Below are 25,276 nucleotides of genomic sequence, written 5' to 3' on the forward strand. Positions count from 1 at the left end.
TTTAATAAAAATATACTCCACATGCGTTTCTTATATCTAATTGTCCTTTTTCTTTCGCTACAAACTGTAAAATCTCAAAATCAGTTTGTTCCAGATGATATTCCTTATAAAACGGCATTAGAAAAAGCAAAATCAGAAGGAAAACCACTTTTTATTATGCTTTACGCCGATTGGTGTCCGCATTGCAATCAAATGAAGAAAGAAGTTTTCAGCAATCCTGATGTCATGGCATTTTTGAAAGAAAACTACGTTTGCATCTGGAAAAACATTGAAAAAGAGGAAGGAATTGCACTTAAAAATAAATATAACACCAAATCTTTGCCAACATTTTTGTTTTTAGATGGAAATGAAACGCTTTTGTATGCTTTAAAGGGTGAAATGAAAACGCCAGAGTTCATGACCGAAGTAAAATATGCTTTGAATTCCAGAATGCAACTGCCGTATTTGGAGAAAGAATTCATGTCGGATCCCAGCAATTCTGATAAATTTTTCACTTATTTAAATACACTAAAAAAAGGAAAAGACAGAACTGATTTATCAGCTCCAACGCATGTTTACCTGAACACACAATCTGATGCTCAATTAATAAGCGAAACAAACTGGAGAATTATTGCCAATGGTGTTACCGATATAAAATCAAGAGAATTTCAATTCGTTTTAAAACACCAGAAAGAATTTGCTGCCGTGACTTCACAAAATCGTGTAGACCGCAAAATTGAAAGTATTGTAACCGAATTACTTCGACCATATGTGGATAATTTAGACACTGTAAACTACTATAAACAAAGAGAAGTTGCAAAATCGATCCGTTTGCAAAAAACAGATTCACTGGTTTTTAAATTTGACCTTACATTGGCAGAACGAACTGAAAAATGGCAGTTTTATAAAAAAACAACTCTGGAAAACACTCAAAAATTAGTTTGGAACGACGCTAGTTTTTTAAAAGATATCGGACAGACTTATTTAAAGCATATTAATGATGCCGAAAGTCTTAAAAAATCCATTTTCTGGGTAAAACATTCGATAGAATTAAATGATTCTTATGACGGAAACCTTTTATTAGCTAGATTGTACAATAAAATAAAAGACAAAAAATTGGCTTTGCAGTATGCAAATGATGCCAAAGTTATTTGTACCGAAATGACTTGGAGTACTAAAGACGTTGACGCTTTATTAGCTGAACTAAATACAAAATAAACCCTATTATATTACCATGGAAGTAAAACTCAGACCAGCGACTGAAAATGATTTAGAAAAAATTCTCGAAATAGTAAATCATTCAATTTTGCATACAACAGCAAATTACAGTTATGATATACAAACTCTTGATGTACAGACCAAATGGTTCGAAGATAAAAAAGCTAAAAATCTGCCAATTGTTGTTGCTGATTTAAATGGCGAAGTTGTAGGTTTTGGAAGTTATGGCCAGTTTAGAGAAAAAATTGGATATCAATATACCGTTGAACATTCTGTTTATGTGGTTGATAATGTGATTGGAAAAGGCATCGGATCAAAACTATTGACCGAATTGATTCGTTTGGCAAAAGAACAAGGTTATCATGTTATGATTGGTGCAATTGACGTAGATAATGCAGGAAGTATCGCTTTTCATGAAAGATTTGGCTTTGTGGCAACTGGAACCATTCGTGAAGTAGGTTATAAATTTGATCATTGGCTGGACTTGGTTTTTATGCAGTTGATATTGGTTTAACCTCAATAGGCGTAAAGACTTACGCAAGGTTCGCAATTTTTTGTCAGACTGAGCGAAGTCGAAGTCCCGCAAAGTGATTCAGCAACTGAGACTTCGACTTCGCTCAGTCTGACATATGAATAAAAAAAATCCACAAACTTGAATTTCTTCAAATTTGTGGATTTATTGGTTTCGGCCTTATAATTAACTTTTAATCCAATTGATAACTTCTGGCTCTGTAACTAATGTTTTAGGCTTAATTACTTTAACTAATTCTCCTTTTTCATTAATTAAGTATTTTTGAAAATTCCATTCTACTTCAGAATCTTGCAAACCGTTTTTAGCTTTTTGTGTCAAGAATTTATAAACCTCGCACATATCATCGCCTTTTACAGAAACTTTGTCCATCATAGGGAAAGTCACACCATAATTAAGTTGACAAAAAGTAGCAATTTCTTCGTTTGTTCCTGGCTCTTGCGATGCAAAATTATTCGCTGGGAAACCTACTATTACAAAACCTTTGTCTTTGTATTCTTTGTAAACCGCTTCAAGATCTTTATACTGTGGCGTTAAACCACACTTTGAAGCTGTATTGACAATCATTACTTTTTTTCCTTTTAAAGAAGCAAAATCAAAAGTTTTTCCTGATAAATCTTCAACCTTGAACTGATAAATGGTTTCTTTTGCCATAGCTTTCTCTGTTTTAGATTTTTTATTACTCGTTTGAGCCTGAACTTGTGAAGCAAATAAAAAAGCCACACTGCAAGCTAAAAATACTATTTTTTTCATTGTTTAATTTTTTATAAAATTAGTTAAAATCTATTTTACAAAAAGGCTTTGGCAATTTTATTTTTTATTAAAGATTCGTTAAAAAAATGAAGCCTAACGTTAATCAGACGTTAGGCTTCCCCCCATACAAACAAATCAAACCATGAATTAATTATTATGCCTTATTGCGTTTTCATAAATTAAAGTGAGACCTTGTAAAAGAGTTTCTTCCTTTGTTTTTGGACTCGGTGTTATATTATGTATTTATTTAAATTATAGTTGATGCCTCTCGGTTGTGGTGAAAATTAATTTTAACCCCTAATTCGTATTTTCTTCTAATATTTTAATGGCGTGTATGGATTCTTTAACTCTTTGTAAATTGAAAATACAGTTCTAAATAAATTTTCGTTTTTGGAAGTCCGAGGACACCAACTATTAAATCTTTAATCACTAAATTGTATTCATCAGAACTTCATGATGAATATTCTGTAAATCATTTTTTAAATCATTCTTACTGAAATTTGTCAAAGCCAAAACATTCGTAAGAGCCACAATCAATATTTTTAAAATATTTATCTTATTCATGATCCTTTTTTTTATTTATTGAGATTTTATTTACGTTTTCAACCACTGCTAAAATTTATTTTTCTCAATAGATTTTAGAATTTTCAGAAAGCTAAATTCTAAATTCCCCTGTTAAATCGAGGTTTTTGCTATTATTCTGCCTCCAGATTTTCTTTTATAATAGCATTTACGTAAATGGATTGTGTTTGGTTTTAAAAAATCGAAAAAAAATTAAAAAAAAGTTGATATTTTTTTCAAACCCTTATGTTTGTTAGGTTTTTGCCTGTTAAAAAAAATACAATTTTCACAAAAAAATAAATTATCTTTATCTCAGGTAATAAAATAGTGTCAAATTAATTATTTGTTTAAGCTTTAAAATCCAAATCTATGAGTCAAGAAGAATTGTTAGTTTTAATTTACAAAAAAGACGAAAGAGCTTTTACCCATTTGTACGATATGTACTCGAAAAGTTTATTTTCAGTCATTAACGTACTAGTCAAAAATCGTGAAGAAGCCGAAGATGTTTTACAGGAAGTTTTTGTAAAAATCTGGAAAAACATCGATTCGTATAACGAAAGCAAAGGCCGATTTTACACCTGGATCCTTAATATCGCTAGGAATACTTCTATTGATACTTTAAGATCCAAAAATTTTAATAACAGTCAAAAAAACCTTTCTTCCGATAATTTCGTAAATCTGTTAGATGACAGTAATAAGCTTGTCAATAAAATTGATACAATAGGTATTCAAGAGTTTGTAAAAAAACTGAAACCAAAATGTATCGAAATTCTTGATCTGCTATTTTTTAAAGGATATACCCAGCAAGAAGCTTCAGAAGAATTGGCAATGCCACTGGGAACTATCAAGACACAAAACAGAAACTGTATTAACGATTTAAGAAATTATCTAAAAATATAATGGAAGCACAAGAATATATTGAATCAGGGATTTTAGAGCTATATGTTTACGGTTTATTGACCGAAACGGAAAATTTGGAAATTGCCGAAGCGGCCAAGAAAAGTCCAGAAATGGAACAGGAAATTATTTCTATAGAAAAAGCTATTGTTGCTTTATCATCAAGCTTCTCTCCTTTCCATTCAGTAGCTAATTTTGAAAAAATTAAAGCGAGATTAGAGCTTAAACATGGTAAAGTAGTCGATATGAAACCGGCGTCAAACTGGTCACAATATGTTGGCTGGGCAGCAGCAGTACTTTTATTACTGGGCTTAGGTTATCAGACTTTAGAATTGACAAAGACAAAAGAAGCCATTGCTACTGTTGGAACTGAAAAAAGCAAAATTGAAAGAGATTATGCTTATTTAGGACAGCAAAATAAAGAAATCGAGAAAAGTTTAACCATTGTAAGAGATATTAAAAACACTGGTGTAACGCTTGGCGGTCAGGCAGTTTCTCCAACTTCTTTTGCAAAAGTATATTGGAACAAAGACACTAAAACGACTTATATTGATGCCGCTGGTCTTCCAAAACCTCCAAAAGGAATGGTTTATCAAGTTTGGGCATTGAAATTAAGTCCGGTATTGACGCCAACAAGCATTGGTTTATTGAGCGATTTCGAAGGAAATTCTCAAAAAATATTTGCTGTTGACCGTACAAATGAAGCAGAAGCTTTTGGGATTACACTTGAGCCTGCCGGCGGAAGTTTAACACCAACAATGACACAATTGTACACTTTAGGAAAAGTTTAAAATTAAACGTTGCATAAAAACAGGAAGCGCATATTGAAATAATATGCGCTTTTTTATTATTTTTAATTGATTTATAACCAAATACCACATCATGAACGGAAATTTACTCTTAAGAATCGCAGTTTCTATTATCCTTCTCACGCATTCTGTCTTCGGGATTTTTAACAACGGTATTAATGACTTCGGGAATTTATATTTAAACCAAATTGGTTTTGCTCCATTTGGTGTTTTTTTGGCTTGGAGCATTAAATTATCGCACATTGTCGCAGCAATACTTCTGCTTCTTAATAAATATGTGAAGCTTGCAGGTTTTGTAACCATTTTTGTTTTATTGATGGGGATTATTTTAGTCCATTTTAAAGAAGGCTGGTTTGTTGTAGGCGGAGGAAGAAACGGCGTTGAATACAACTTTTTACTAATTGTAGTTTTATTAGCTATTATGTTTCCGAATGGTTTTAAGAAAGTTCAATCTAATTAAATTATCCTAATGGAAATTATCTGTAAAAATTGTCATCACGTTTTCAAAGGGCATTATTGCAGTAATTGCGGACAGCCCGCTGCAACACATAAAATAAACATTCATTTTTTATGGCATGATATTCAGCATGGTTTATTGCATTTTGATAAAGGAATTGCATATTCTTTAAAACAGCTTTTTACAAGACCGGGACATACGGTACGCGAATTTATTGAAGGAAAACGTGTCAGGCATTTTAAACCACTTTCATTGGTTGTTGTTTTGGCAACACTTTATGGAGTGCTTTATCATTATTTTCATATTAATACATTTCCAGATTCATCTGATAAAACTTTAGATTATCATGAATTCAATGAATGGATGGCAACGCATTTTTCGTGGGTAACTATTGCTACAATTCCCGTTTATACAATTGGAACTTACATTGTCTTTAGAAAACAAGGTTATAATTTTGTTGAATTTTTTGTCTTAAATACTTTTAAAGCGTCTCAAAGACTCTTTGTGCAAATTTTGACATTTCCAATATTGCTTTATTTAAATGGTACGCCCGAAATTCAAAAATTTTCATCGGCAACTTATTTCATCGGACTTATATTGATATTCTGGACGAATATTCAGTTTTTTAATGGGATGTCAAAAACAAAAGCATTCTTTTTAAGCATATTAAGCCACATAATTTTTCTAATTTGCTTTTTCATAATCATGGCAATTGTTATGGCTATTATGGGAAAATTGTAAATCTAGCTATTTGAATTAAGTTTATAATATAAAAAAAAGGTTCAGTGTTTACTGAACCTTTTTTATGTGAATTAATAATTACCTAGATAAATTATTTTTTCTTTACTTTTTTGCTTTTATAATATTTGCGATACTTCGGATATGTTACAGCACCAATTACTGCAATTGTTGCCATTGAGTAATACACCCAGTTTAAAGAATGCGCCTCTCCGCTTGCGTAAGAGTGTAAACCAACTAAATGGAAGTTTACTCCGTAATACGTAAATAAAATTGAAATAAACGCGAACATAGTCATTAAATTGAAGAACCATTTTCCGCGTAAAGCAGGAACAAAACGAGCGTGAATTACAAATGCATAAATCATAATCGAGATTAAAGCCCAAGTTTCTTTTGGATCCCATCCCCAATAACGACCCCAGCTTTCGTTTGCCCATTGACCGCCTAAAAAGTTTCCAATAGTCAGCATGATCAAACCAATAGTTACGGCCATTTCGTTGATATAAGTTATCTCTTTAATGTTCAGTTCCATTTTAGCTTTGTTTTTCTCCGTTGTAAAGAAAATCAATACTAATGCTACAAAACCTAAAATCATTCCTAATGCAGTCGGACCATAACTAGCTACAATAACGGCAACGTGAATCATTAACCAATATGAATTCAAAACAGGCTGTAAGTTTGCAATTTCCGGATCAATCCAGTTCATGTATGCTGCCATTAAAATCATAGCAGTAACGAAGGCAGATGAAGCAACCGTTAATTTTGATTTTCTGTCAAAAGCCAATCCAAAGAACATTGTTGACCAAGCCACATATACAATAGCTTCGTAAGCATTACTCCAAGGAGCGTGACCGGAAATATACCAACGTGCTATTAATGCTAATGTGTGAATCGCAAATAACAATCCAACTATAATATGAAAAGCATTTACTGTAATGCGAAGCCATTTTTTCTCAAAGAAAATATTGATAATCGTAAAAGCAAGCATAAATATTGCTGCGGTTAGATACCAATACGGTAATTTTTGAAGAACATCGTATTTGTTATAAGCAATTTCAGCATCAATTTTCTGTTCGCTTGGACGAACTTTTGCTCCAAATTTCTTTTGGAAACCATTAATACTTTCTACCAATTGATCAGCAGTATCCCAATTTTTAGAAATAGAACCGTTATTTAATGCACTGAAATATAAAGGAAGAATTTGTTTTACATACGTAGAATCCATTCCTTTAAAACCGCTGTTTTCGCGTTCTAAGAAAGAAACCCATTTATTGTTTGGATCATTTGGAACAGGGAAAATTTTCAAAATGCTTCCGCTTAAAGCAGATTCCATCAAGTTTACTTTTTTATCTGTTTCAATATAATCTTTCTCGAACTGATTCGGGTTTCCTGCTTTATAAGCATCATCTAAATAAGGTGACAATTTATAATTTCCGTTTTCATCGAAGAATTTTACAAATGGAGCATATTGATCTTTTGGATCAATTCCGATGATTTTACGGATACTGTCATTTCCCATCTTAATATAAATAAGCGGAACCTGAATCCAAACTTGCGCATATTGAGTCATAGATAAAAATACCTGATCAGAATTCATTCCGTTATAGGTATCGCTGTGACTAACTTTTCTAAGCAATTCAGATGAAAACGTATTAATTGGCTTCATTCTTCCTCCAGCATCCTGAATAATCAAACGACCAAATTTAGCAGCATGCGCTTCTGGAGCTTTATAGATTGTCAATAACGAATCCAACTGTTTTTGGCTTGGTGGTGCCACTACGTGATTGGCGTGATCATTTGGATCAGCACTATGATTATGACCGTCTTGATGTGAATGTACATGAGGATTTTGTTGTGCAAAACCACTCAAACTAATCATTAAAACCAAAATCGTAATCAGTTTTTCCTTTTTCTTTTTTACCGTTTCTAATTTACGCTTCAAGTCTGCAAAACGGGAATGCTTGGTAAACATAATAGCCATCAAACCAAAGAATAACATAAAATATCCTAAATAAGTAATCGAAGTTCCCCAAAAATCATGGTTTACAGACAAAACAGTTCCTTTTTCATCTGGATCAAATGAAGATTGGAAAAAACGGTAGCCTTTATAATCTAAAACGTGATTCATATATATGTCGGCATCAAAAGTTTCTGCAGAATCCTGAACGGTTACTTTACTTTCAAATGACGAATAACTTTTCTCAGTTCCTGGATATTTTTTCGCAATAAAATCATTTAATCTAACTTTAAAAGGCAAAATATATGCTTTGCTTCCGTAAAATAAACTGTATTCTATTTTTCCAATTTTTACTGTTTGAGGCTCGCCAACGCTTCCTTTAGAACCCATTAAACGAACTTCTTTTTCCTGACCGTCAGCTTTAATTTTTACAATCAAAGCATCAGTATGCGACTTTGCTTTAAAATCATTACTTGATTCATAATCAACAACTCCTTTTACCGCAGGATCTGGAAAAACAATACGAATATCGCCAATGCTGTATAAAGAACGCATCATTAAAGGCTGTACATCATCTTTTGTAACTGTTCCTTTTAATTTGTCTGCCATTCGCATAAATTCACCTGCAAACGGCGTTTGAATTGTATATTTTTCTCCTGTCGTAGTAATATTGATTGCGCCGTCAGTATGTTTATTCAAAGAAAATAAAACGTTGTGAATATTTTGAACCTCACCTTCTTTCAGATAATGTTCTTCACGTCCGCCCGCTCCGGCTTCAACTAATTTTAAATACAGCGTTCCTTTAGGATCTGGTTTTATAGTTTCTTTCGCTCCCATGATGTAGTTCACGTAACTAACCTCAAAAGGAGTTTCGTCAAATTTTCCTGAAAGTGTAAAATTGTTATTGGTAACTGGTGACAGCAAAAGGTTTTTATCAAAAACTCTTCTTCTAGGCTCACCTTTATATTCTCCGTCAGCAAAAACTGTGATGAATGTTTTATCCGAAAAAATTTGATTTTCTGCCGCGCCTTCGCGAATAGGCATCATCCCTTCATAACTGATATAGCGTGTAATAAAAGCTCCTAAAAGAATAAAAACAAAGGCAATGTGCAAAATAAAAGTCGCCCATTTTTCCTTTTTAAGTAATTGATAACGTTTGATGTTTCCTAAGAAATTAAGCATAAAAACGGCCATTATCGCCTCAAACCACCAAGTATTGTAAATTAAAATTCTGGCTGTATCGGTGTTGTATTTACTTTCGATAAAAGTTCCAACACCCATTGCAATTGCGAATGTTAAAAAAAGAACGGCCATTAAGCGTGTAGAAAACAAAAAAGAGAATATTTTTTTATCCATTTTTGAGGAATTACATTGTATAAAAGTGCCACAAAAGTACTTAAAAATGTTGAGTTCCAATATTTGAGATTTGTTAATAAAAACTAAAAAAAGAGGCCTTTATGTAATGAATTGTAAATTTGAAATAGGTTAATTACTACAAATCTCTAATGATCAATAATTTCTTTGATTATTGATATTTTTTTATAGTTTTGTGTAATCGATTACATTTTCAATTTATATATTTTCAAAGCCCTGATTTTCTTCTTTCGCAAAAAAAGAACTTAAAATTAAATATTTAGCTATTAACTATCTCTATATAAAATAATTAAAAATGAAAACCAAAACTATTAACATTGTCCTTTCTCTTGCACTTTTAGTTTGTGGATTGCCGTACAAAATTGTTGCGCAAAATGCAAAATCAACTAATTTTTACAGTGATATTGAGTTTAAAATGCAAAAAGTAAAAGAGCCTGTTATTCCAAAAAACAGCGTTAATCTAAAAGATTTTGGTGCAGTAAATGGCGGATATGTTTTAAACACAAAGGCTTTCGCCGATGCTATAGAAGCTGTTTCGAAAAAAGGCGGTGGAAAAGTAATTATTCCTCCAGGGATCTGGCTTACAGGTCCGATTATTTTAAAAAGCAACATTGAACTTCATGCAGAAACTGGCGCTTTAATTAAATTTTCGACTGATAAAAGTTTGTATCCAATTATTGAAACCAGTTTTGAAGGCTTAAATACATGGCGATGCATCTCTCCTATTTACGGCAAAAACCTTGAAAATGTTGCCTTTACAGGTAATGGTGTTTGGGATGGTTCTGGAGAAGTTTGGAGACAGGTAAAAAAGAGTAAATTAACAGAAAGCCAATGGAAGAAATTTGTGGCTTCGGGCGGTGTTTTAAATGACAAAAAAGAAAGCTGGTATCCATCTGAAACTTTCATGAAAGCTTCTGTTGGGGCGGATCAAAATGTACGCCTTGACTTAAAAACAAAAGAACAATTTGAAGAAATTCATGATTTTCTGCGTCCGGTAATGGTAAGCATTCAAAACAGTAAAAGGGTTCTTTTTGACGGTCCGGTATTTCAAAATTCACCAGCTTGGAACATTCATCCTTTAATGATTGAAGATCTAATTGTACGAAATGTTACGGTTCGAAATCCTTGGTATTCTCAAAACGGAGATGGCCTTGATGTGGAATCATGCAAAAATGTATTAATCGAAAATTCAAGTTTTGATGTTGGCGATGACGCCATCTGCATAAAATCTGGAAAAGACAAAGACGGCCGTGATCGCGGTATTCCGTGCGAGAATATCATTGTAAAAAATAATATTGTTTATCATGGTCACGGCGGTGTAACGGTAGGAAGCGAAATGTCTGGTGGTGTAAAAAATCTTCATGTTTCTAATTGTACTTTTATGGGAACTGATGTTGGTCTTCGATTTAAAAGCACGCGCGGACGTGGCGGTATTGTTGAAAACATCTTTATTTCAAATATTTATATGACCGACATTCCATCGCAGGCTATTTCTTTCGATTTATATTATGGAGGAAAATCTATTGCCGAAACATTAGCTGAAGGCGGTACTAAAGTAGCCAACAAAATGATGCCAGTGAATGTAGAAACACCACAATTCAAGAACATTTCGATTAAAAATATTACCATCGCCGGAGCTTATCAAGCGGTGTTTTTACAAGGATTGCCAGAAATGAATCTTGAAAATATTGAAATTTCAAACTTAACGGCAAAAGCTGAAAATGGTTTTACGATAATTGACGCAAACGGAATTAGAATCAGCAATGCCAAATTAGATATTCAGAAACCAGAAGTTTTCGAGATTTATAATGGAAAAAATATGACTTTCAAAAACATTGAATTCAATTCAAATTCAGAAAAAGCAATTTCTATTAACGGCGAAGTAAGCCAAAATATAGAGTTTGTTTCAAATCCAAATTTTGATTTATCTAAAAAGATTTCTGTTGGAGAAACTGTTTCAAAAGGAGCTGTGAAGTTCTAAAAAAGATTAATCAATTGGCATAAATCAGCGGATAATTTTCGAACAATAAATCTAATGGAACGCAGATGAAACCGATTCGCTATCGCGAAGACGCGGATTTAAACGGATTTTTTTTATAATTTAAAAATCTGTTTAAATCCGCGTTTTTATGAAGCAAATCAGTAAAATCAGCGTTTGATTGGTTTAGTAGAACAAACAAAGGAATTAAAACCAAATGGCATTTAAAAAAAATAGTGTTAATTTTGTGCTATGATTCAACTATCAATAATTGGTTCCGGAAATGTGGCACAGCATTTAATCAAAGCTTTTGCGAAAAGTGAAGCTGTCGAAATTATGCAGGTATTTTCGAGAAAAAAAGAAGCTTTGCTTCCTCTTGTTGATGAACGTAAAATTATAACCGATTTTGCTTCTTTAAAACCTGCGGATTTGTACATTATTGCAGTTTCAGACAATGCAATTGCAGAAGTTTCGGAGCAATTTCCATTTGAAAATCGGCTTGTTGTTCACACTTCTGGCGCAGCTCCAATTACTACTTTGAACTTTAAAAACAGACGAGGCGTTTTTTATCCCCTGCAGACTTTTTCTAAAAACAAAGCAGTTGATTTTTCTGCAATTCCAATGTGTTTAGAAGCTGAAAATTCATCTGATTTTGATCTTCTTGAAAAAACAGCAGAGCGTATTTCAAATGCCGTTTTTGCAATAAATTCAGAACAGCGAAAAGCACTTCACGTTGCAGCTGTTTTTGTAAATAATTTCACGAATCATCTATATCAGATCGGTCAGGAAATTTGCGATGAACACAATGTTCCTTTTGAAGTTTTAAAACCGCTGATTCATGAAACTGCAGAAAAAATCGGCACTTTAGATCCAACTGATGCCCAAACTGGTCCGGCAAAACGCAATGATACCAAAACTATTCAAGCGCATTTGGACTATTTAACAAATGAAAATCAAAAAAATATTTATAAAATTCTAACACAATCTATACAAAATAATGGCAAAAAGTTATAAAGAAATAATGAATGACATCACAACATTTGTTTTTGATGTTGACGGTGTACTTACAGACAGTTCCGTTTTTGTAACCAATGAAGGAGAAATGCTTCGCACAATGAATATTCGTGACGGTTATGCGATGAAAGCAGCGATTGAAAGCGGTTACAATGTTTGTATTATTTCTGGCGGAAGCAATGAAGGTGTGCGTATTCGTCTAAATAATTTAGGCATTACAGATGTACACTTAGGAACTCCTGATAAAGTGCAAACATTTAAAGACTATACAAATAGTAACAATATAAACCCAGAACAAGTGTTGTATATGGGTGATGATATTCCTGATTTTCATGTTATGAAATTAGTTGGATTGCCAACATGTCCTCAAGATGCAAGTCCTGAAATTAAAAATATCTGCCGCTATATTTCGCACGTAAAAGGCGGACGCGGTGCTGCACGTGATGTAATTGAACAAGTAATGAAAGTGCAGGGAAAATGGATGGAATATTTTAATGGAAAACACGATTAGTTAATTGTAAATTATGAATTGTTAATTGTAAATTATTATTATTTGTAAAAAACCTTTGCCCCTCTGAACCACAAAACCTTTGAACCTCAAAAAATGAAATACTTAAAACTCGTTCGTTATCAAAATTTACTGATGCTTGCTTTTATGCAGGTTTTCTTTCGTTATGCTTTTTTAAAACAGCAAAATATTCCGCTTGCATTGGCCGATTGGCAATATGCATTATTAGTTTTAAGCACTGTTTTATTGGCGGCAGCCGGATATGTTGTTAACGATATTTTTGATGTGGCAACAGATTCAATCAATAAACCAAATAATGTTATTATTGGGAAAGGAATCTCTGAAACCAGAGCCTATAATATTTATATCGGATTAAATATTACAGGTGTTGCAATTGGTTTTTACTTGTCAAATGTAATTTTGAGGCCAAGTTTTGCGACTATCTTCATTTTAATTGCTTCGCTGCTGTATTTTTATTCTACCAGTTTAAAGCAAATCATGATTTTGGGCAATTTTATTGTGGCGCTTTTATTGGCATTAAGCGTTATTATTATTGGTGTTTTTGATTTGTTTCCAGCAATAAATCCTGAAAATAAAGCACAAATGGCAAGCCTTTTTTCCATTTTAATTGATTACGCCTTATTTGCTTTTATGATCAATTTTATCAGGGAAATTGTTAAAGATATTGAAGATGTAAATGGTGATTATAATCAAGGAATGAATACGTTGCCTATTGCAATTGGAATTGGCAGAGCTGCAAAAATTGCTTTAGGATTTGCAATTATTCCGTTTATACTGTCGTTGCTTTATATCAATACTTATTTCATGGCAAATAAGCTTTATATTGCCACATTATACGGTTTTGCTTTTGTTCTCGCGCCTTTGCTGTATTTCATTGTCAAAATATTCAGCGCAAAATCTCAAAAAGAGTTTCATCATTTGAGTACAGTTTTAAAACTGATTTTGCTTTTCGGAATTTTATCAATTCTTGTAATTACTCTTAATATCAAGTACAATGCTTAAAGAAAAACTAAAAAAATATACTTTAATTCTGGCATCAGGATCTCCTAGAAGACAGCAATTTTTTAAAGATTTGGATCTGGATTTCGAAATTAGATTAAAAGAGATTGAAGAAGTTTATCCGCCAGAATTAGAAGCCGCTGAAATAACAGATTATCTGGCAGCTTTAAAAGCCAGCGCTTTTGATGGCGAACTCAAAGAAAATGAAATTTTAATAACAAGCGATACCATTGTCTGGCATCAGAATAAAGCTTTAGGAAAACCTAAAAATGCCGAAGAAGCTTTTGAAATGATCAAATCAATGTCAAATACAACACACGAAGTATTTACATCTGTTTGTTTTAGAACAGAAAATACTTCGACCGTAATAAATGATGTAACAAAAGTAACTTTCAATGCTTTATCAGACGAAGCGATTTTATATTACATCAATAATTACAAACCTTATGATAAAGCCGGTGCTTATGGCATTCAGGAATGGTTTGGTTTTATGGCCGTAGCCAAAGTGGAAGGCTCTTATACCAATGTCATGGGACTTCCAACAGCTAAAGTTTACGAATATTTGAGTACATTAGTATAAAATTTACTTTTATGTTTTCTTTTAAAGAATATAGCCAGGAAATAATTAGTACCCTAATTTTACTGCTGATTTTGATAGCGATGCGAATGATCGTTTCAAAATTAATAAGACGTTACGCCAGCAGCAGTCAATTATTAGAACACAGAACAAATTTAGTTATCAAATACATTCATTTGTTAATGAACATTTTGGTTGCAATTTGCCTGGTTGTAATTTGGGGTGTTGATACTAAAGATATATTTTTTTATGTATCTTCAATTGCAACTGTAATTGGTGTGGCTATGTTTGCACAGTGGTCCATTTTGAGCAATATTACTTCTGGAATGATTTTGTTTTTTTCATTCCCGTTCAGAATTGGAGATACGATAAAAATTCATGACAAGGACTTCCCTATTGAAGCAGAAATTGAAGATATCAGTGCTTTTCATGTGAACTTAAGAACAAAAGAAGGCGAAAGAATCATTTTTCCAAACAACCTTTTACTGCAAAAAGGCATTTCTATAATGCCTGTCCAATACGAGGACAAAGAGTTTTTTGACTAAATTTTGAATGGGAATTTTATAAACTTAATAGGAAAACCTAAAACGATATTATTGATTTAAAATCTAATATTTGTTTAACCAATTAACGTTTATTCTAAATTCCACACAAAATGACTCAGTTTATAAAATTGCCATTTTATGCAAAACTTTCCTGCGTATTAATCAGTTTGATTTCGTTTGCTTATATTTTTTGTATTGCCAAAGACGTGATCACACCAGTACTTATGGCATTTTTATTTGCTGTTTTATTATTGCCCCTATTTACGTTTTTAAAAAACAAATTAAAGTTTCCAAGACATCTTGCAGCAATAATCTGTGTTTTGTTTTTTGCCGCCTGCATTATTGGGATATTGGTTTTTATTTCCTACGAAGTAACAGACATGGCAAATGACTTTGAAACAATTAAAAAGAATGCCAGTGTTTTTTTATCAGATATTCACAAATTTGTCAAAGAAAGATTTCATATCAGTATTGGCGAACAGAAAAAATACTTAGATACCGTTACCAAAGATTCTGTAAAAAATGGAAACGCAACAATTGGTTCGGCAATTCTTTCCATAACTGATCTTTTGTTAGACTGCACTATCATTCCAATTTATACTTTCCTTTTTCTAATTTATAAAGACCATTTTATTCTTTTTTTGGCCAAATTAATCAACCAAGAAAACCACTCTGCTTTAAAAGATATTTTGTCCCAAATTAAAGTTTCGATAAACAATTACATTGTTAGTCTTATTTTAGAAATGATAATAGTCTCGGTTTTGACAAGTTTGGGGCTTTGGATTATTGGAATAAAATACTTCATTTTACTAGGATTAATAACTGGTCTTCTAAATCTTATTCCCTATATCGGAATATTAATTGCCGGAATTATAACGGTTTTAGCTTCATTGACAGGATCTGGCGAAACCTCAATTATACTTGGAATTCTCGTAGTAAATATTATTGTGCAGCTTATCGATAATAATTTACTGGTTCCGTTGATCATTAATTCTAAAGTCGAAATAAATGCCTTTGTTTCTATTATCGGGATAATTGTTGGCGGAGCGGCAGCAGGAATTTCGGGAATGTTTCTGGCAATTCCGCTTTTGGCGATATTAAAAATTATTTTCGACAGAATTGAATCAATGGAAGCTTGGGGTTATTTAATGGGCAATCATATGCCTAGAAAATTTACTTGGCGAATCCGCAGAGCAAAAGCTGTCAGTTAAAAACCAGTTAATTTTAAAAATAGCTTTATTATTTAAACTATATTCATATTGCAAACCGTATTAAAATAAGCGAAAAAGTATCTGAATGTCTCCAAACAAAAAAATAGTCGTTTTCATTTTGTTTTGCTTTTTTTTACAAAGCATTCATGGGCAATCAGATAAGACAAAAAAAGATCCTGCTCAAAAAAAAGATACTACAGAAGTTTACAATAAGATTAGAAATTATTCTAAAAAAAACAATTTTACCAAAGCACTTCACAAACTCTTTTTTAAAACAAATAAACCAAAAAAGAAGGAAGAACTTCTTGTACAAAGTGACACAGCAAATTACAATGGCAAAATTATTAGAAAAATAAACATTGTGACGCTAGATCCTTTTGGGCACTCGGTTGTAGATACAACGCAAGAACCAAAGAATTGGGGCGAAAGAACTGGAAACCGTCTTCATTTAAAAACAAAAAAAATCGCCATTTACAATCTGCTCTTATTTAAAAGAAACAGTGTTTATGACAGTTATAAAGTTCAGGAAACGGAGCGTTTGATACGAGCCCAAAAATATGTAACGGCAGTTCGAATAACGCATCAATTAGCAGGTATGGCTTCAGATTCTGTTGATGTTACTATCAGGGTTTTAGATTCATGGAGTACTATTCCGAGATTTGCAATTTCAAGCAATCAAGTTTCTGTTGGATTTAAAGAAAAAGATTTTTTTGGAAGCGGTCAGCAATTAGAATATCGTTTTACGAATCGTTTTGATGATGGCGCAAACGGAAATGATGTTACCTATACGATTCCGAATATCAAAAATACCTACATTGGAACTACACTAAATTACAAAATGGATCTCGATAATAATTATACTAAAAGTATCAATATTGAGCGCCTGTTCTACTCGCCTTTAACCAAATGGGCTGGCGGAGTTTATGTGGGACAGAATTTTAGAAAAGATACGCTTCAGGCTCCTGATATGTCTTATGCCTATCAGCCTTTTAAATATAATTTTCAAGATTTTTGGGCTGGAAAAGCATCCAAAGTTTTTGAAGATGATGATAAAGGAATCACCAATCTAATTGTATCAGGACGTTTTTTGAATGTAAACTACAGCGAAACGCCAACAGAACTCTACGATCCAACCAATTTTTATTCAGATCAGAAATTAATTTTATCTGGAATTGGATTAAACACCCGTAAATTTATTAAGGACAATTATATTTTTAGAAACGGACAAACCGAAGACGTTCCTATTGGCCGGATTTATGGTGTAACCTTAGGTTATCAATATAAAAATCAAATGTGGAGGCCGTATGTTGGCGGTCAGTTTTCCTTTGGAAATTATTATCGCCTCGGATTTCTTAGTGCCAATTTTGAGGCCGGAACTTTTTTCCACGATTCAAAAACTTATGAAACGGCGTTTTCAATAGAAACCAACTATTTTACTAAGCTCTATAGCATTGGAGCCTGGAAACTAAGACAGTTTGTGAACCCAAAAATAGTTATTGGCGTTAATCGAGAAGATATTATTGGTGACCAGTTAAATATAAATGAAGCAAATGGGCTTGCTGGTTTTAACAGCGCTATTTACGGTACCAATAAAATGGTTTTATCATTACAGACGCAAACTTATTCGCCAAATGCAGTCTTAGGTTTTCGTTTAAATCCCTTTTTCAATTACTCAGTTGCCGTTTTAGGAAGTCCAAATAATGCAATGTCTCACAATAAAGCGTATTCTAAATTTACACTTGGTGTAATTGTGAGTAATGACTATTTAGTATTCAGTTCTTTTCAGTTATCGTTGTCATATTATCCTAGTATTCCTTTTGAAGGAGATAACGTTTTCAAAACCAACACTTTTGAAACTACTGATTTTGGCTTAATGAATTTTGAGCTGTCAAAACCAAGAATTGTAGATTACAAGTAAAACAAAATATTTTCATTTTTTTATTATTTTTTAAAATTTTAAAAACATATTCATTATCAAATAATTACCAATATTCTAGCGCCCTAACACTCGTTGAACTGCTATTTTTATCCGACGAAATGCATTCGGTTTTTATTTTTGGCACAGTATATGAATATTACTAAACAAGAGTAACATTAAAACTTTAGAAAAAATGAAAACACTAAAAATAGCAATCGCCGGATTATTTCTTTTGGTTGCAAATGCCACACAAGCTCAAGTATCGATTAATGTAAATATTGGAACACCACCAGCTTGGGGACCTGCAGGGTATTCAGAAATGGAATATTATTATTTGCCTGATATTGAAGCATATTATGATGTGAGAGCTTCTCAGTTTATTTATTTTGGAGGCGGAAGATGGGTTCGAACTACCTATTTGCCAAGACAATACAGAAACTATGATTTATACGGAGGTTATAAAGTAGTTTTAACTGATTACCACGGAAGAACACCTTATACTTATTTCGACCGTCACAGAGTAAGATATTACAAAGGGTACCATGGAGAACCTCAAAGACCATACAGACCAAGACCGGTTTACGGATACAATGATCGTCATGACCACAGAGATTACAGACATGATGATAGAAAACATCATGATAAACATGACAGACACGATCATGATGATCACGATGATCACCACGGACACGGCAGAAGATAATTACTAAATAACTAGTAATCAACACAAAAGAGTATCAATAGTATTGATACTCTTTTTTTATGCATGCATAGTATTGTTGGTTTATGTTAATTTATTGCATAATGTTTAAAAATTATCTCCAAATCGATTATATTTATAACAAATGTCTTATTTTAATATTAATGCACCTTATATTTGCACAATATTTTAAATCACAGTTGATTATGAAAAATAAATTCTTTCTATTCGCCTTATTAACTACGTCACTTTTTATTTCATGTGACAACAATGATGACAATTCTGGAAATCAAGCGACAGAAAATGGTATTACAATTAATAGTGATGCTACTTCTTTAAGCAAAAGGCTTGATTATACTAACTCTGGAGTTTTATCAATCACTAACACTTCAACTGCAAAAGGATTAGCAACTCAAGCTACAACTGATTTACCTTTAGTTCAAATTGCCGAAGTAAATCCGCCAACAGACAGTAATGGAAGAACTTTACAAGCAAATCATGTTGCTGTAAACGGAAACTATGCTTATGTCGCATACACTATGATGGGTGATGTTTACTCTGGTGCAATTGACGTTATTGATGTTACAGATCCTTACAAGCCAAAATTACTTACATCAGCATTAATTGCTAATACAGATATTACGTCGCTTACCTACTCTAACGGAAATTTAATTATTGCCGGAGCAAAAGATATTGATAAAGATGCAACTTTAACAAATCCTGCAATTGTAATCAATATGCAGTTAAGCTCTGGAATGCTTACAGATAAATACACGGTAACTAAACTTGAAAGCAAAGTTACTACTGATGTTGCTGCAAACACATCATCTTATTTTGCTGTTACTGGTGATACAGGAAGTTTATTCAAAATAAGCAATACGACTAAGGAAGTAACTTCAAAAGTTGCTGTTCAAGATTTACGTACTGTCGCGCTAAGCGGTGACAAAATTGTTACTTTAAGCGGAACAAAAGGGGTAAATATTTATAATGAATCATCTCTTGCGCTTCAAAAATCATTTGCAACAAGCAATGATGTTAGTGGTGCAAAAAGAACCGTAGATTTTGACGGTACAAAATTATTAGTATCTGAAGGATATAATGGTTTAGGAGTTTATGATATCAACAGCGGTTCTAAATTACAAACCATTGGATTAGCTGCTGCTGGAGGAGATAATGTTACTAACGCTGTTTCTGTAAACGATGGTTATGCGTTTGTTGCAAACGGTGCAGCTGGCTTAAATGTTTACAAGTCTGGAACTACGCTTGGTTTAGTTGGAACTGTTGGAATCACGGGTTCATCAAACTACGTAAAATCTAGTGGAAATTATATTTATGTTGCAAGCGGAAAAGGCGGTTTAAAAATCATTAAGATGGAAAAACCAAACACAACTTTCGCAAATTGCTCTTCATACGGAACTTACAACCAAGGAAAGGATTTAATCTTAAATTCTAACGAAGTAAAATCATATAATGGTTCTACTGCAATTAACTCTATTATTGTTAATTCTGGAGGTGTTTTAACACACTGCGGATCAATATCTGTTCAAAATACTTTGATTTTAAACAGCGGCGGAACTTTTAATATGACTGGAACTTTGGCTCAAGGAAAATACCAGCAGTCAAACCCGACAGAACTTATTATCAATAGTAACGCTTTATTGCAAATTGAAGGTTCTGTAGTTATCTGGGGCGACCTAAGATTGAACAGCGGTGCAAAAATTAATTTTATTGGAAACAATTCGTCTATCACAATTTACGGAAAAGTGACTAAAAACAGCGGTGTTACTATCACTGGAACATATAATGACACAGAAAACAAATTGAAATAATTTTTCTGTAATCCTAAGAAAATACCACATGATTTAATTCGTTAAATCAATTCTTTAAAAAAAATGCCATCAGAGATCATTTGATGGCATTTTTTTTGTGGAGTAGTTTTTCTTAAAAAAGGAAATCAATAACCAAACATTAACAATTCATTTAAATAGTCTTCAAAAATATAATTACTATTTTTGATGCACTTTCAAAAACACCTAACCACGCTATGCGAAAAATTCAGTTACTGATTATTTTACTAACAGGCATTTCAATTTCATTTGCACAACAGCCACAAAAACCGAGTTCTGTAGAGATTTATAATCAAATCAAAAAATTAAACTTTTTAGGTTCTGTTTTATATGTTGCAGCACATCCTGATGACGAAAATACGCGTTTGATTTCTTATATGGCAAACGAAATGAATGCCCGAACTGGATATTTGTCATTGACCCGAGGTGATGGAGGACAAAATTTAATTGGTCCGCAGCTTCGTGAATTGTTGGGTGTAATACGAACGCAGGAATTAATTGAAGCCCGAAAAATTGACGGCGGAGAACAGTTTTTTTCACGTGCGAATGATTTTGGTTTTTCAAAAAATCCAAGTGAAACTTTAGAAATCTGGGATAAAAACAAAGTTCTTGCAGATGTAGTCTGGACAATCAGAAAATTTCAGCCAGATGTAATCATAAATCGATTTGATCATCGTTCGCCAGGTACAACTCACGGACATCATACATCATCAGCAATGCTGAGTGTAGAAAGTTTTAAGTTGACAAATGATCCAAAAATATATCCAGAACAATTAAAATATGTTGCGCCTTGGCAAGTAAAACGTCAGTTTTTTAATCCATCATGGTGGTTTTATGGAAGCCAGGAAAAATTTGATGCTGCCAATAAATCAAAGTTTACAAAATTAGAAACCGGAGTTTATTATACCGGAATTGGAAAATCCAACCAAGAAATTGCTGCTTTAAGCCGAAGCCGTCATCAGTCACAAGGTTTTGGAAGTACTGGCGCACGCGGTGAAGAAACTGAATATCTTGAGCTTATCAATGGAGAAACTCCTGCAGAAAGAGATAATTTATTTGATGGAATTGACACCTCTTGGAATCGTGTTAAAAATGGAAAACAAATTGGCGATTTAATTTCAAAAATCATCTCAAAATACGATTTCAGCAATCCGTCAGCGAGTATTCCAGATTTGGTAAAAGCTTATACAATGATTGAAGCTTTAGATGATGAGCATTGGAAACCATTAAAAGCCACAGCAATTAAAAATATTATTGCTTCATGTTCAGGTTTATATCTTGAAGCAGTTGCCTCTGAGCAGGAAGCAACGCCAGGAAGTACAATTAGACTAAGTCTTGAAGCCATTAACAGATGCGCTGTCGAAATGCAGTTAACCAGCGTTACTACATTGCCGGACAATAAAACAACTGCTCAAAACAGTGTTTTAAAGAATAATAACGATCAAAAAATCAGCCTTCAATTACAGCTTCCGAGTACAATTGAATATACACAGCCGTATTGGCTTAAAGAAAAAGCAACTGTTGGAATGTACACGGTTTCGAATCAGGAAAACATTGGAATTCCTGATATTATCAGAGAAGTAAAAGTTGCTTTTAATGTGAAAATAAATGGTGTTGAAATCCCGTTTGAGCGCACGGTTGTTTATAAATATAATGACGGAGTGAAAGGCGAAATGTATAATTTTCTTGATATTGTGCCTGAAATAACCACTTCGATCTTAGAAAAAGTTTTGATCTTCAAAGACACAAAAAGCAAAATGATTCCGGTAAAAGTTCGTGCCGGAAAAGACGGAATAAAAGGAAATCTTCAATTAGAATTGCCTAAAAGCTGGGTAATTTCACCAAAGGAAATTCCGTTTTCTTTGGATAAAAAAGGAAACGAGCAAATCTTTTATTTTGAAGTGACGCCTCCGTTAAATCCAGAAGAAACTGTAGCAAAAGCCATTGCAATCGTAGACAATAAGCGTTTTGACAAAGACGAAACGATTATAGAATACAGCCATATTACAAAACAAATGGTTTTAAAACCAGCCGAATCAAAATGTATCCGAATTGATTTAAAAACTTCTGGTGACGCTATTGCCTATATTATGGGCGCAGGCGACGAAGTTCCAGAAAGCTTGGCACAAATGGGTTATAGAGTTACTATTTTGAAGCCGGAAGAAATTACACCAGAACGTTTGGATTCTTTCAGTACAGTAATTACTGGAATCCGTGCATATAATACTGTAAATGCTTTGGCTAACAAGCAAAAAATACTTTTTGATTTTGTAAAAGGCGGTAAAAACATGATTGTGCAATACAATACCTATGGCAAAATGGTAACTGATCAAATTGCGCCATATCCTTTAAAAGTATCCAATGACCGTGTGACCGAAGAAAATGCTAAAATCACGTTTTTAGCACCAAATCATCCGGTTTTAAATACACCAAATAAAATTTCTGAAAAAGATTTTCAAGGTTGGACGCAAGAACAAGGTTTATACTATCCAGATCAATATGATCCTGCCTTCACTCCTATTATTTCATCGCACGACAAAGGCGAATCGCCAAAAGATGGTGCTTTGTTAGTAGCGCCATATGGAAAAGGATACTATATTTACACAGGTTTAAGTTTTTTTAGAGAATTGCCTGAAGGTGTAGCCGGTGCATACCGATTATTGTCGAATATTATTTCGCTGAAACAGCCAATAGAAGCTCCTAAACAAGAACTTAAGCAATAAAACATTCGTAAAATGGAAGCCAAAAAAACAAAAAAATGGAAAAAAAGCTACACCTATGTTTTGGTGGCTAATGCTATTTACATCCTTATTTTCTTCTTAATCATGCAATTATATTCATAACCTATGCAACTATTTGATTGGATCGTACTTATTGTTACACTTTTATTCATTGTTGGATATGGTTCTTGGAAAACCAAAGGGAGTAAAAATGTTGAAGATTTCATTTTAGGAAATAACGAAACGCCTTGGTACACTGTGGGGCTTTCGGTAATGGCGACTCAGGCAAGTGCGATTACTTTCTTGTCCACACCCGGCCAGGCTTATCATGACGGAATGGGTTTTGTGCAGTTTTATTTTGGATTGCCCATTGCAATGATTGTTATTTGTATAACGTTTATTCCGCTTTATCATAAAAATAAAGTTTTTACTGCATATGAATTTCTTGAAAAGCGATTTGATGTAAAAACGCGTTCTCTCGCTGCTGTTCTCTTTTTGGTTCAAAGAGGTTTAGGAACTGGACTTACGATTTATGCGCCAGCTATTATTTTATCGGCAATATTGGGGTGGAATTTGACTATCATGAATATTATAATTGGTGTTCTGGTAATTATTTACACGTTTTCTGGCGGAACAAAAGCTGTAAACGTAACGCAGAAACAGCAAATGTTTGTCATTATTTCGGGGATGTTTATTACCTTTTTCTTGATCTTGCATTATCTTCCAAATGACATGACTTTTACAAGTGCGATGCATATTGCGGGAGCAAATGATAAAATGAATATTGTAAATTTCTCATTTGATCCTGAAGAAAAATATACCTTTTGGAGCGGTATTACCGGCGGATTTTTCTTGGCTTTATCTTACTTTGGAACAGATCAATCGCAGGTTGGACGTTATTTATCAGGAAAATCGGTTAAGGAAAGTCAAATGGGATTAATCATGAACGGACTTTTAAAAGTACCAATGCAGTTTTTTATTTTACTGACTGGAGTTATGGTTTTTGTTTTCTTCCAATTCAATCCGGTGCCACTAAATTTCAATCCGAATAATAAAATTGTTATAGAAAAATCGGCTTTTAAAGAAGAATATCATGTGCTGGAAAAGAAACTTGATAAACTTTCTGAAGATAAAAAAGTAATCAATTTGCTTTATATCGATCAGTTAAATCAAGATTATGACAATCCTATTTTAAGAAAAGAATTAGTTGCTTTATCAAACAAAGAAAAAGATTTGCGCGACAAGGCGAAAGAAATTATTTCTAAAGCCGACAGCAACAGCGAAACAAATGATAAAGATTATGTTTTCTTTCACTTCATTCTGCATTATTTGCCAAAAGGACTTATTGGCTTATTGCTCGCTGTAATTATTTCTGCTGCGATGTCATCAACTGCTTCAGGTCTAAATGCTTTGGCTTCGACAACAGCAATTGATATTTACAAACGAAATGTAAAAGGCGAAAAATCAGATAAACATTATTTGATGGCGACGAAATTTTTTACGCTTTTCTGGGGAATTGTGGCGATTCTTTTTGCTTGCGTAGGAACTTTATTTGAAAACTTGATTCAGCTTGTAAATATTATTGGTTCCATATTTTACGGAACTGTTTTAGGAATATTTTTAGTTGGTTTTTATCTAAAACGCGTTCAAGCAAAACCAATGTTTTACAGTGCAATAATAAGTCAGTTAACTATTTTTATCATTTATTATTTCACTATTTACATTTACCCAAGCGATCAAGAAAAACTTGGATATTTATGGCTAAATTTCATTGGAGCTAATCTTACTATTGTATTGTCATTGTTAATGCAGTTTTTATTTTTCAGAGGAAAACCAGATTCTGAGGATGTGATTTTAGAATAATTTAATTTTTGACGCAAAAAAATAAGGGTTAAAAATTAAACTTTAACCCTTCTTAGTTATATATAAAATATTTCAACATTAGATTTACTAAATCATTTGATAT

Annotated in this window: 21 protein-coding genes; 18 read left to right on the forward strand and 3 right to left on the reverse strand. The window is 33.0% G+C overall.

Going from position 1 to position 25,276, the window contains the following annotated elements:
• Window positions 1-21: 21 nt before the first annotated feature.
• Entirely contained in the window at window positions 22-1,197 is a 1,176-nt protein-coding gene (locus GKZ88_RS14595; RefSeq protein ID WP_155103088.1) for a thioredoxin fold domain-containing protein, read from the forward strand.
• A gap of 16 nt (window positions 1,198-1,213) precedes the next feature.
• On the forward strand, window positions 1,214-1,711 hold the full coding sequence (locus tag GKZ88_RS14600; protein ID WP_155103089.1) for a GNAT family N-acetyltransferase: 498 nt from the start codon (window positions 1,214-1,216) through the stop codon (window positions 1,709-1,711).
• 183 nt (window positions 1,712-1,894) lie between these two features.
• On the opposite strand, the gene GKZ88_RS14605 is transcribed toward GKZ88_RS14600, so the two are convergent.
• Together GKZ88_RS14605 and GKZ88_RS22610 are read right to left on the reverse strand one after the other, a co-directional pair.
• Window positions 1,895-2,479, reverse strand: coding sequence for a glutathione peroxidase (locus GKZ88_RS14605; RefSeq protein WP_155103090.1), 585 nt, complete (start codon window positions 2,477-2,479; stop codon window positions 1,895-1,897).
• Window positions 2,480-2,908: 429 nt separating this feature from the next.
• Window positions 2,909-3,043 (reverse strand): hypothetical protein, encoded by a 135-nt coding sequence (locus tag GKZ88_RS22610; RefSeq protein WP_255474714.1) that lies wholly within the window; start codon window positions 3,041-3,043, stop codon window positions 2,909-2,911.
• Window positions 3,044-3,409: 366 nt separating this feature from the next.
• On the opposite strand from GKZ88_RS22610, the gene GKZ88_RS14610 reads away from it, so the two are divergent.
• From GKZ88_RS14610 to GKZ88_RS14625, 4 genes are all read left to right on the forward strand, one after another.
• On the forward strand, window positions 3,410-3,940 hold the full coding sequence (locus GKZ88_RS14610) for a sigma-70 family RNA polymerase sigma factor (RefSeq protein ID WP_155103091.1): 531 nt from the start codon (window positions 3,410-3,412) through the stop codon (window positions 3,938-3,940).
• Entirely contained in the window at window positions 3,940-4,728 is a 789-nt protein-coding gene (locus GKZ88_RS14615; protein WP_155103092.1) for an anti-sigma factor, read from the forward strand. Before GKZ88_RS14610 ends, GKZ88_RS14615 begins: the two co-directional genes overlap by 1 nt.
• Before the next feature lie 91 nt (window positions 4,729-4,819).
• Window positions 4,820-5,206: a DoxX family protein gene (locus tag GKZ88_RS14620; RefSeq protein ID WP_155103093.1), complete on the forward strand. Its 387-nt coding sequence runs from the start codon at window positions 4,820-4,822 to the stop codon at window positions 5,204-5,206.
• A 9-nt stretch (window positions 5,207-5,215) separates the two neighbouring features.
• Window positions 5,216-5,944: a DUF3667 domain-containing protein gene (locus GKZ88_RS14625; protein ID WP_155103094.1), complete on the forward strand. Its 729-nt coding sequence runs from the start codon at window positions 5,216-5,218 to the stop codon at window positions 5,942-5,944.
• A gap of 91 nt (window positions 5,945-6,035) precedes the next feature.
• Here the strand turns inward: GKZ88_RS14625 and ccsA are convergent, their stop codons facing one another.
• Entirely contained in the window at window positions 6,036-9,254 is a 3,219-nt protein-coding gene (gene ccsA / locus GKZ88_RS14630) for a cytochrome c biogenesis protein CcsA (RefSeq protein ID WP_155103095.1), read from the reverse strand.
• 313 nt (window positions 9,255-9,567) lie between these two features.
• On the opposite strand from ccsA, the gene GKZ88_RS14635 reads away from it, so the two are divergent.
• The 12 genes from GKZ88_RS14635 to GKZ88_RS14690 all read left to right on the forward strand — a co-directional run bounded on the left by GKZ88_RS14635 (window position 9,568) and on the right by GKZ88_RS14690 (window position 25,173).
• A complete protein-coding gene (locus tag GKZ88_RS14635) occupies window positions 9,568-11,253 on the forward strand; it encodes a glycoside hydrolase family 28 protein (RefSeq protein WP_155103096.1) in 1,686 nt (561 codons plus the stop codon).
• A 249-nt stretch (window positions 11,254-11,502) separates the two neighbouring features.
• Complete coding sequence (locus GKZ88_RS14640) at window positions 11,503-12,264, forward strand: Rossmann-like and DUF2520 domain-containing protein (protein ID WP_155103097.1); 762 nt, start codon at window positions 11,503-11,505, stop codon at window positions 12,262-12,264.
• A complete protein-coding gene (locus tag GKZ88_RS14645; protein WP_155103098.1) occupies window positions 12,248-12,775 on the forward strand; it encodes an HAD-IIIA family hydrolase in 528 nt (175 codons plus the stop codon). The genes GKZ88_RS14640 and GKZ88_RS14645 overlap by 17 nt, the downstream gene beginning before the upstream one ends.
• Before the next feature lie 93 nt (window positions 12,776-12,868).
• Window positions 12,869-13,795 (forward strand): geranylgeranylglycerol-phosphate geranylgeranyltransferase, encoded by a 927-nt coding sequence (locus GKZ88_RS14650; protein ID WP_155103099.1) that lies wholly within the window; start codon window positions 12,869-12,871, stop codon window positions 13,793-13,795.
• Window positions 13,788-14,372, forward strand: a complete 585-nt coding sequence (locus tag GKZ88_RS14655) for a Maf-like protein (protein ID WP_155103100.1) — start codon at window positions 13,788-13,790, stop codon at window positions 14,370-14,372. The genes GKZ88_RS14650 and GKZ88_RS14655 overlap by 8 nt, the downstream gene beginning before the upstream one ends.
• An 11-nt stretch (window positions 14,373-14,383) precedes the next feature.
• Window positions 14,384-14,914 (forward strand): mechanosensitive ion channel domain-containing protein, encoded by a 531-nt coding sequence (locus GKZ88_RS14660; protein ID WP_155103101.1) that lies wholly within the window; start codon window positions 14,384-14,386, stop codon window positions 14,912-14,914.
• Between the two features lie 110 nt (window positions 14,915-15,024).
• Entirely contained in the window at window positions 15,025-16,125 is a 1,101-nt protein-coding gene (locus GKZ88_RS14665) for an AI-2E family transporter (RefSeq protein WP_155103102.1), read from the forward strand.
• 85 nt (window positions 16,126-16,210) lie between these two features.
• Window positions 16,211-18,043 carry a hypothetical protein gene (locus tag GKZ88_RS14670; RefSeq protein WP_155103103.1) on the forward strand — a complete coding sequence of 611 codons (1,833 nt, stop codon included), beginning with the start codon at window positions 16,211-16,213 and terminating at the stop codon, window positions 18,041-18,043.
• 193 nt (window positions 18,044-18,236) lie between these two features.
• Window positions 18,237-18,746, forward strand: a complete 510-nt coding sequence (locus GKZ88_RS14675) for a hypothetical protein (protein ID WP_155103104.1) — start codon at window positions 18,237-18,239, stop codon at window positions 18,744-18,746.
• Between the two features lie 203 nt (window positions 18,747-18,949).
• Window positions 18,950-20,572 carry a hypothetical protein gene (locus tag GKZ88_RS14680; RefSeq protein ID WP_155103105.1) on the forward strand — a complete coding sequence of 541 codons (1,623 nt, stop codon included), beginning with the start codon at window positions 18,950-18,952 and terminating at the stop codon, window positions 20,570-20,572.
• A gap of 215 nt (window positions 20,573-20,787) precedes the next feature.
• Complete coding sequence (locus GKZ88_RS14685) at window positions 20,788-23,313, forward strand: PIG-L family deacetylase (protein WP_155103106.1); 2,526 nt, start codon at window positions 20,788-20,790, stop codon at window positions 23,311-23,313.
• A 123-nt stretch (window positions 23,314-23,436) separates the two neighbouring features.
• Entirely contained in the window at window positions 23,437-25,173 is a 1,737-nt protein-coding gene (locus GKZ88_RS14690; protein WP_155103107.1) for a sodium:solute symporter, read from the forward strand.
• Window positions 25,174-25,276 lie beyond the last annotated feature (103 nt).

Origin of the sequence: Flavobacterium sp. LC2016-01, from assembly GCF_009711135.1 — a bacterium.
Classification (GTDB): domain Bacteria; phylum Bacteroidota; class Bacteroidia; order Flavobacteriales; family Flavobacteriaceae; genus Flavobacterium.

Coding starts and splice junctions, on each gene's coding strand:
- GKZ88_RS22610 (WP_255474714.1), bottom strand. CDS start 3,043: ATGAATAAGATAAATATTTTAAAAATATTGATTGTGGCTCTTACGAAT.
- GKZ88_RS14595 (WP_155103088.1), top strand. CDS start 22: ATGCGTTTCTTATATCTAATTGTCCTTTTTCTTTCGCTACAAACTGTA.
- GKZ88_RS14615 (WP_155103092.1), top strand. CDS start 3,940: ATGGAAGCACAAGAATATATTGAATCAGGGATTTTAGAGCTATATGTT.
- GKZ88_RS14680 (WP_155103105.1), top strand. CDS start 18,950: ATGAAAAATAAATTCTTTCTATTCGCCTTATTAACTACGTCACTTTTT.
- GKZ88_RS14605 (WP_155103090.1), bottom strand. CDS start 2,479: ATGAAAAAAATAGTATTTTTAGCTTGCAGTGTGGCTTTTTTATTTGCT.
- GKZ88_RS14620 (WP_155103093.1), top strand. CDS start 4,820: ATGAACGGAAATTTACTCTTAAGAATCGCAGTTTCTATTATCCTTCTC.
- GKZ88_RS14670 (WP_155103103.1), top strand. CDS start 16,211: ATGTCTCCAAACAAAAAAATAGTCGTTTTCATTTTGTTTTGCTTTTTT.
- GKZ88_RS14675 (WP_155103104.1), top strand. CDS start 18,237: ATGAAAACACTAAAAATAGCAATCGCCGGATTATTTCTTTTGGTTGCA.
- GKZ88_RS14610 (WP_155103091.1), top strand. CDS start 3,410: ATGAGTCAAGAAGAATTGTTAGTTTTAATTTACAAAAAAGACGAAAGA.
- GKZ88_RS14640 (WP_155103097.1), top strand. CDS start 11,503: ATGATTCAACTATCAATAATTGGTTCCGGAAATGTGGCACAGCATTTA.
- GKZ88_RS14645 (WP_155103098.1), top strand. CDS start 12,248: ATGGCAAAAAGTTATAAAGAAATAATGAATGACATCACAACATTTGTT.
- GKZ88_RS14690 (WP_155103107.1), top strand. CDS start 23,437: ATGCAACTATTTGATTGGATCGTACTTATTGTTACACTTTTATTCATT.
- GKZ88_RS14685 (WP_155103106.1), top strand. CDS start 20,788: ATGCGAAAAATTCAGTTACTGATTATTTTACTAACAGGCATTTCAATT.
- GKZ88_RS14660 (WP_155103101.1), top strand. CDS start 14,384: ATGTTTTCTTTTAAAGAATATAGCCAGGAAATAATTAGTACCCTAATT.
- GKZ88_RS14600 (WP_155103089.1), top strand. CDS start 1,214: ATGGAAGTAAAACTCAGACCAGCGACTGAAAATGATTTAGAAAAAATT.
- GKZ88_RS14635 (WP_155103096.1), top strand. CDS start 9,568: ATGAAAACCAAAACTATTAACATTGTCCTTTCTCTTGCACTTTTAGTT.
- GKZ88_RS14625 (WP_155103094.1), top strand. CDS start 5,216: ATGGAAATTATCTGTAAAAATTGTCATCACGTTTTCAAAGGGCATTAT.
- ccsA (WP_155103095.1), bottom strand. CDS start 9,254: ATGGATAAAAAAATATTCTCTTTTTTGTTTTCTACACGCTTAATGGCC.
- GKZ88_RS14665 (WP_155103102.1), top strand. CDS start 15,025: ATGACTCAGTTTATAAAATTGCCATTTTATGCAAAACTTTCCTGCGTA.
- GKZ88_RS14655 (WP_155103100.1), top strand. CDS start 13,788: ATGCTTAAAGAAAAACTAAAAAAATATACTTTAATTCTGGCATCAGGA.
- GKZ88_RS14650 (WP_155103099.1), top strand. CDS start 12,869: ATGAAATACTTAAAACTCGTTCGTTATCAAAATTTACTGATGCTTGCT.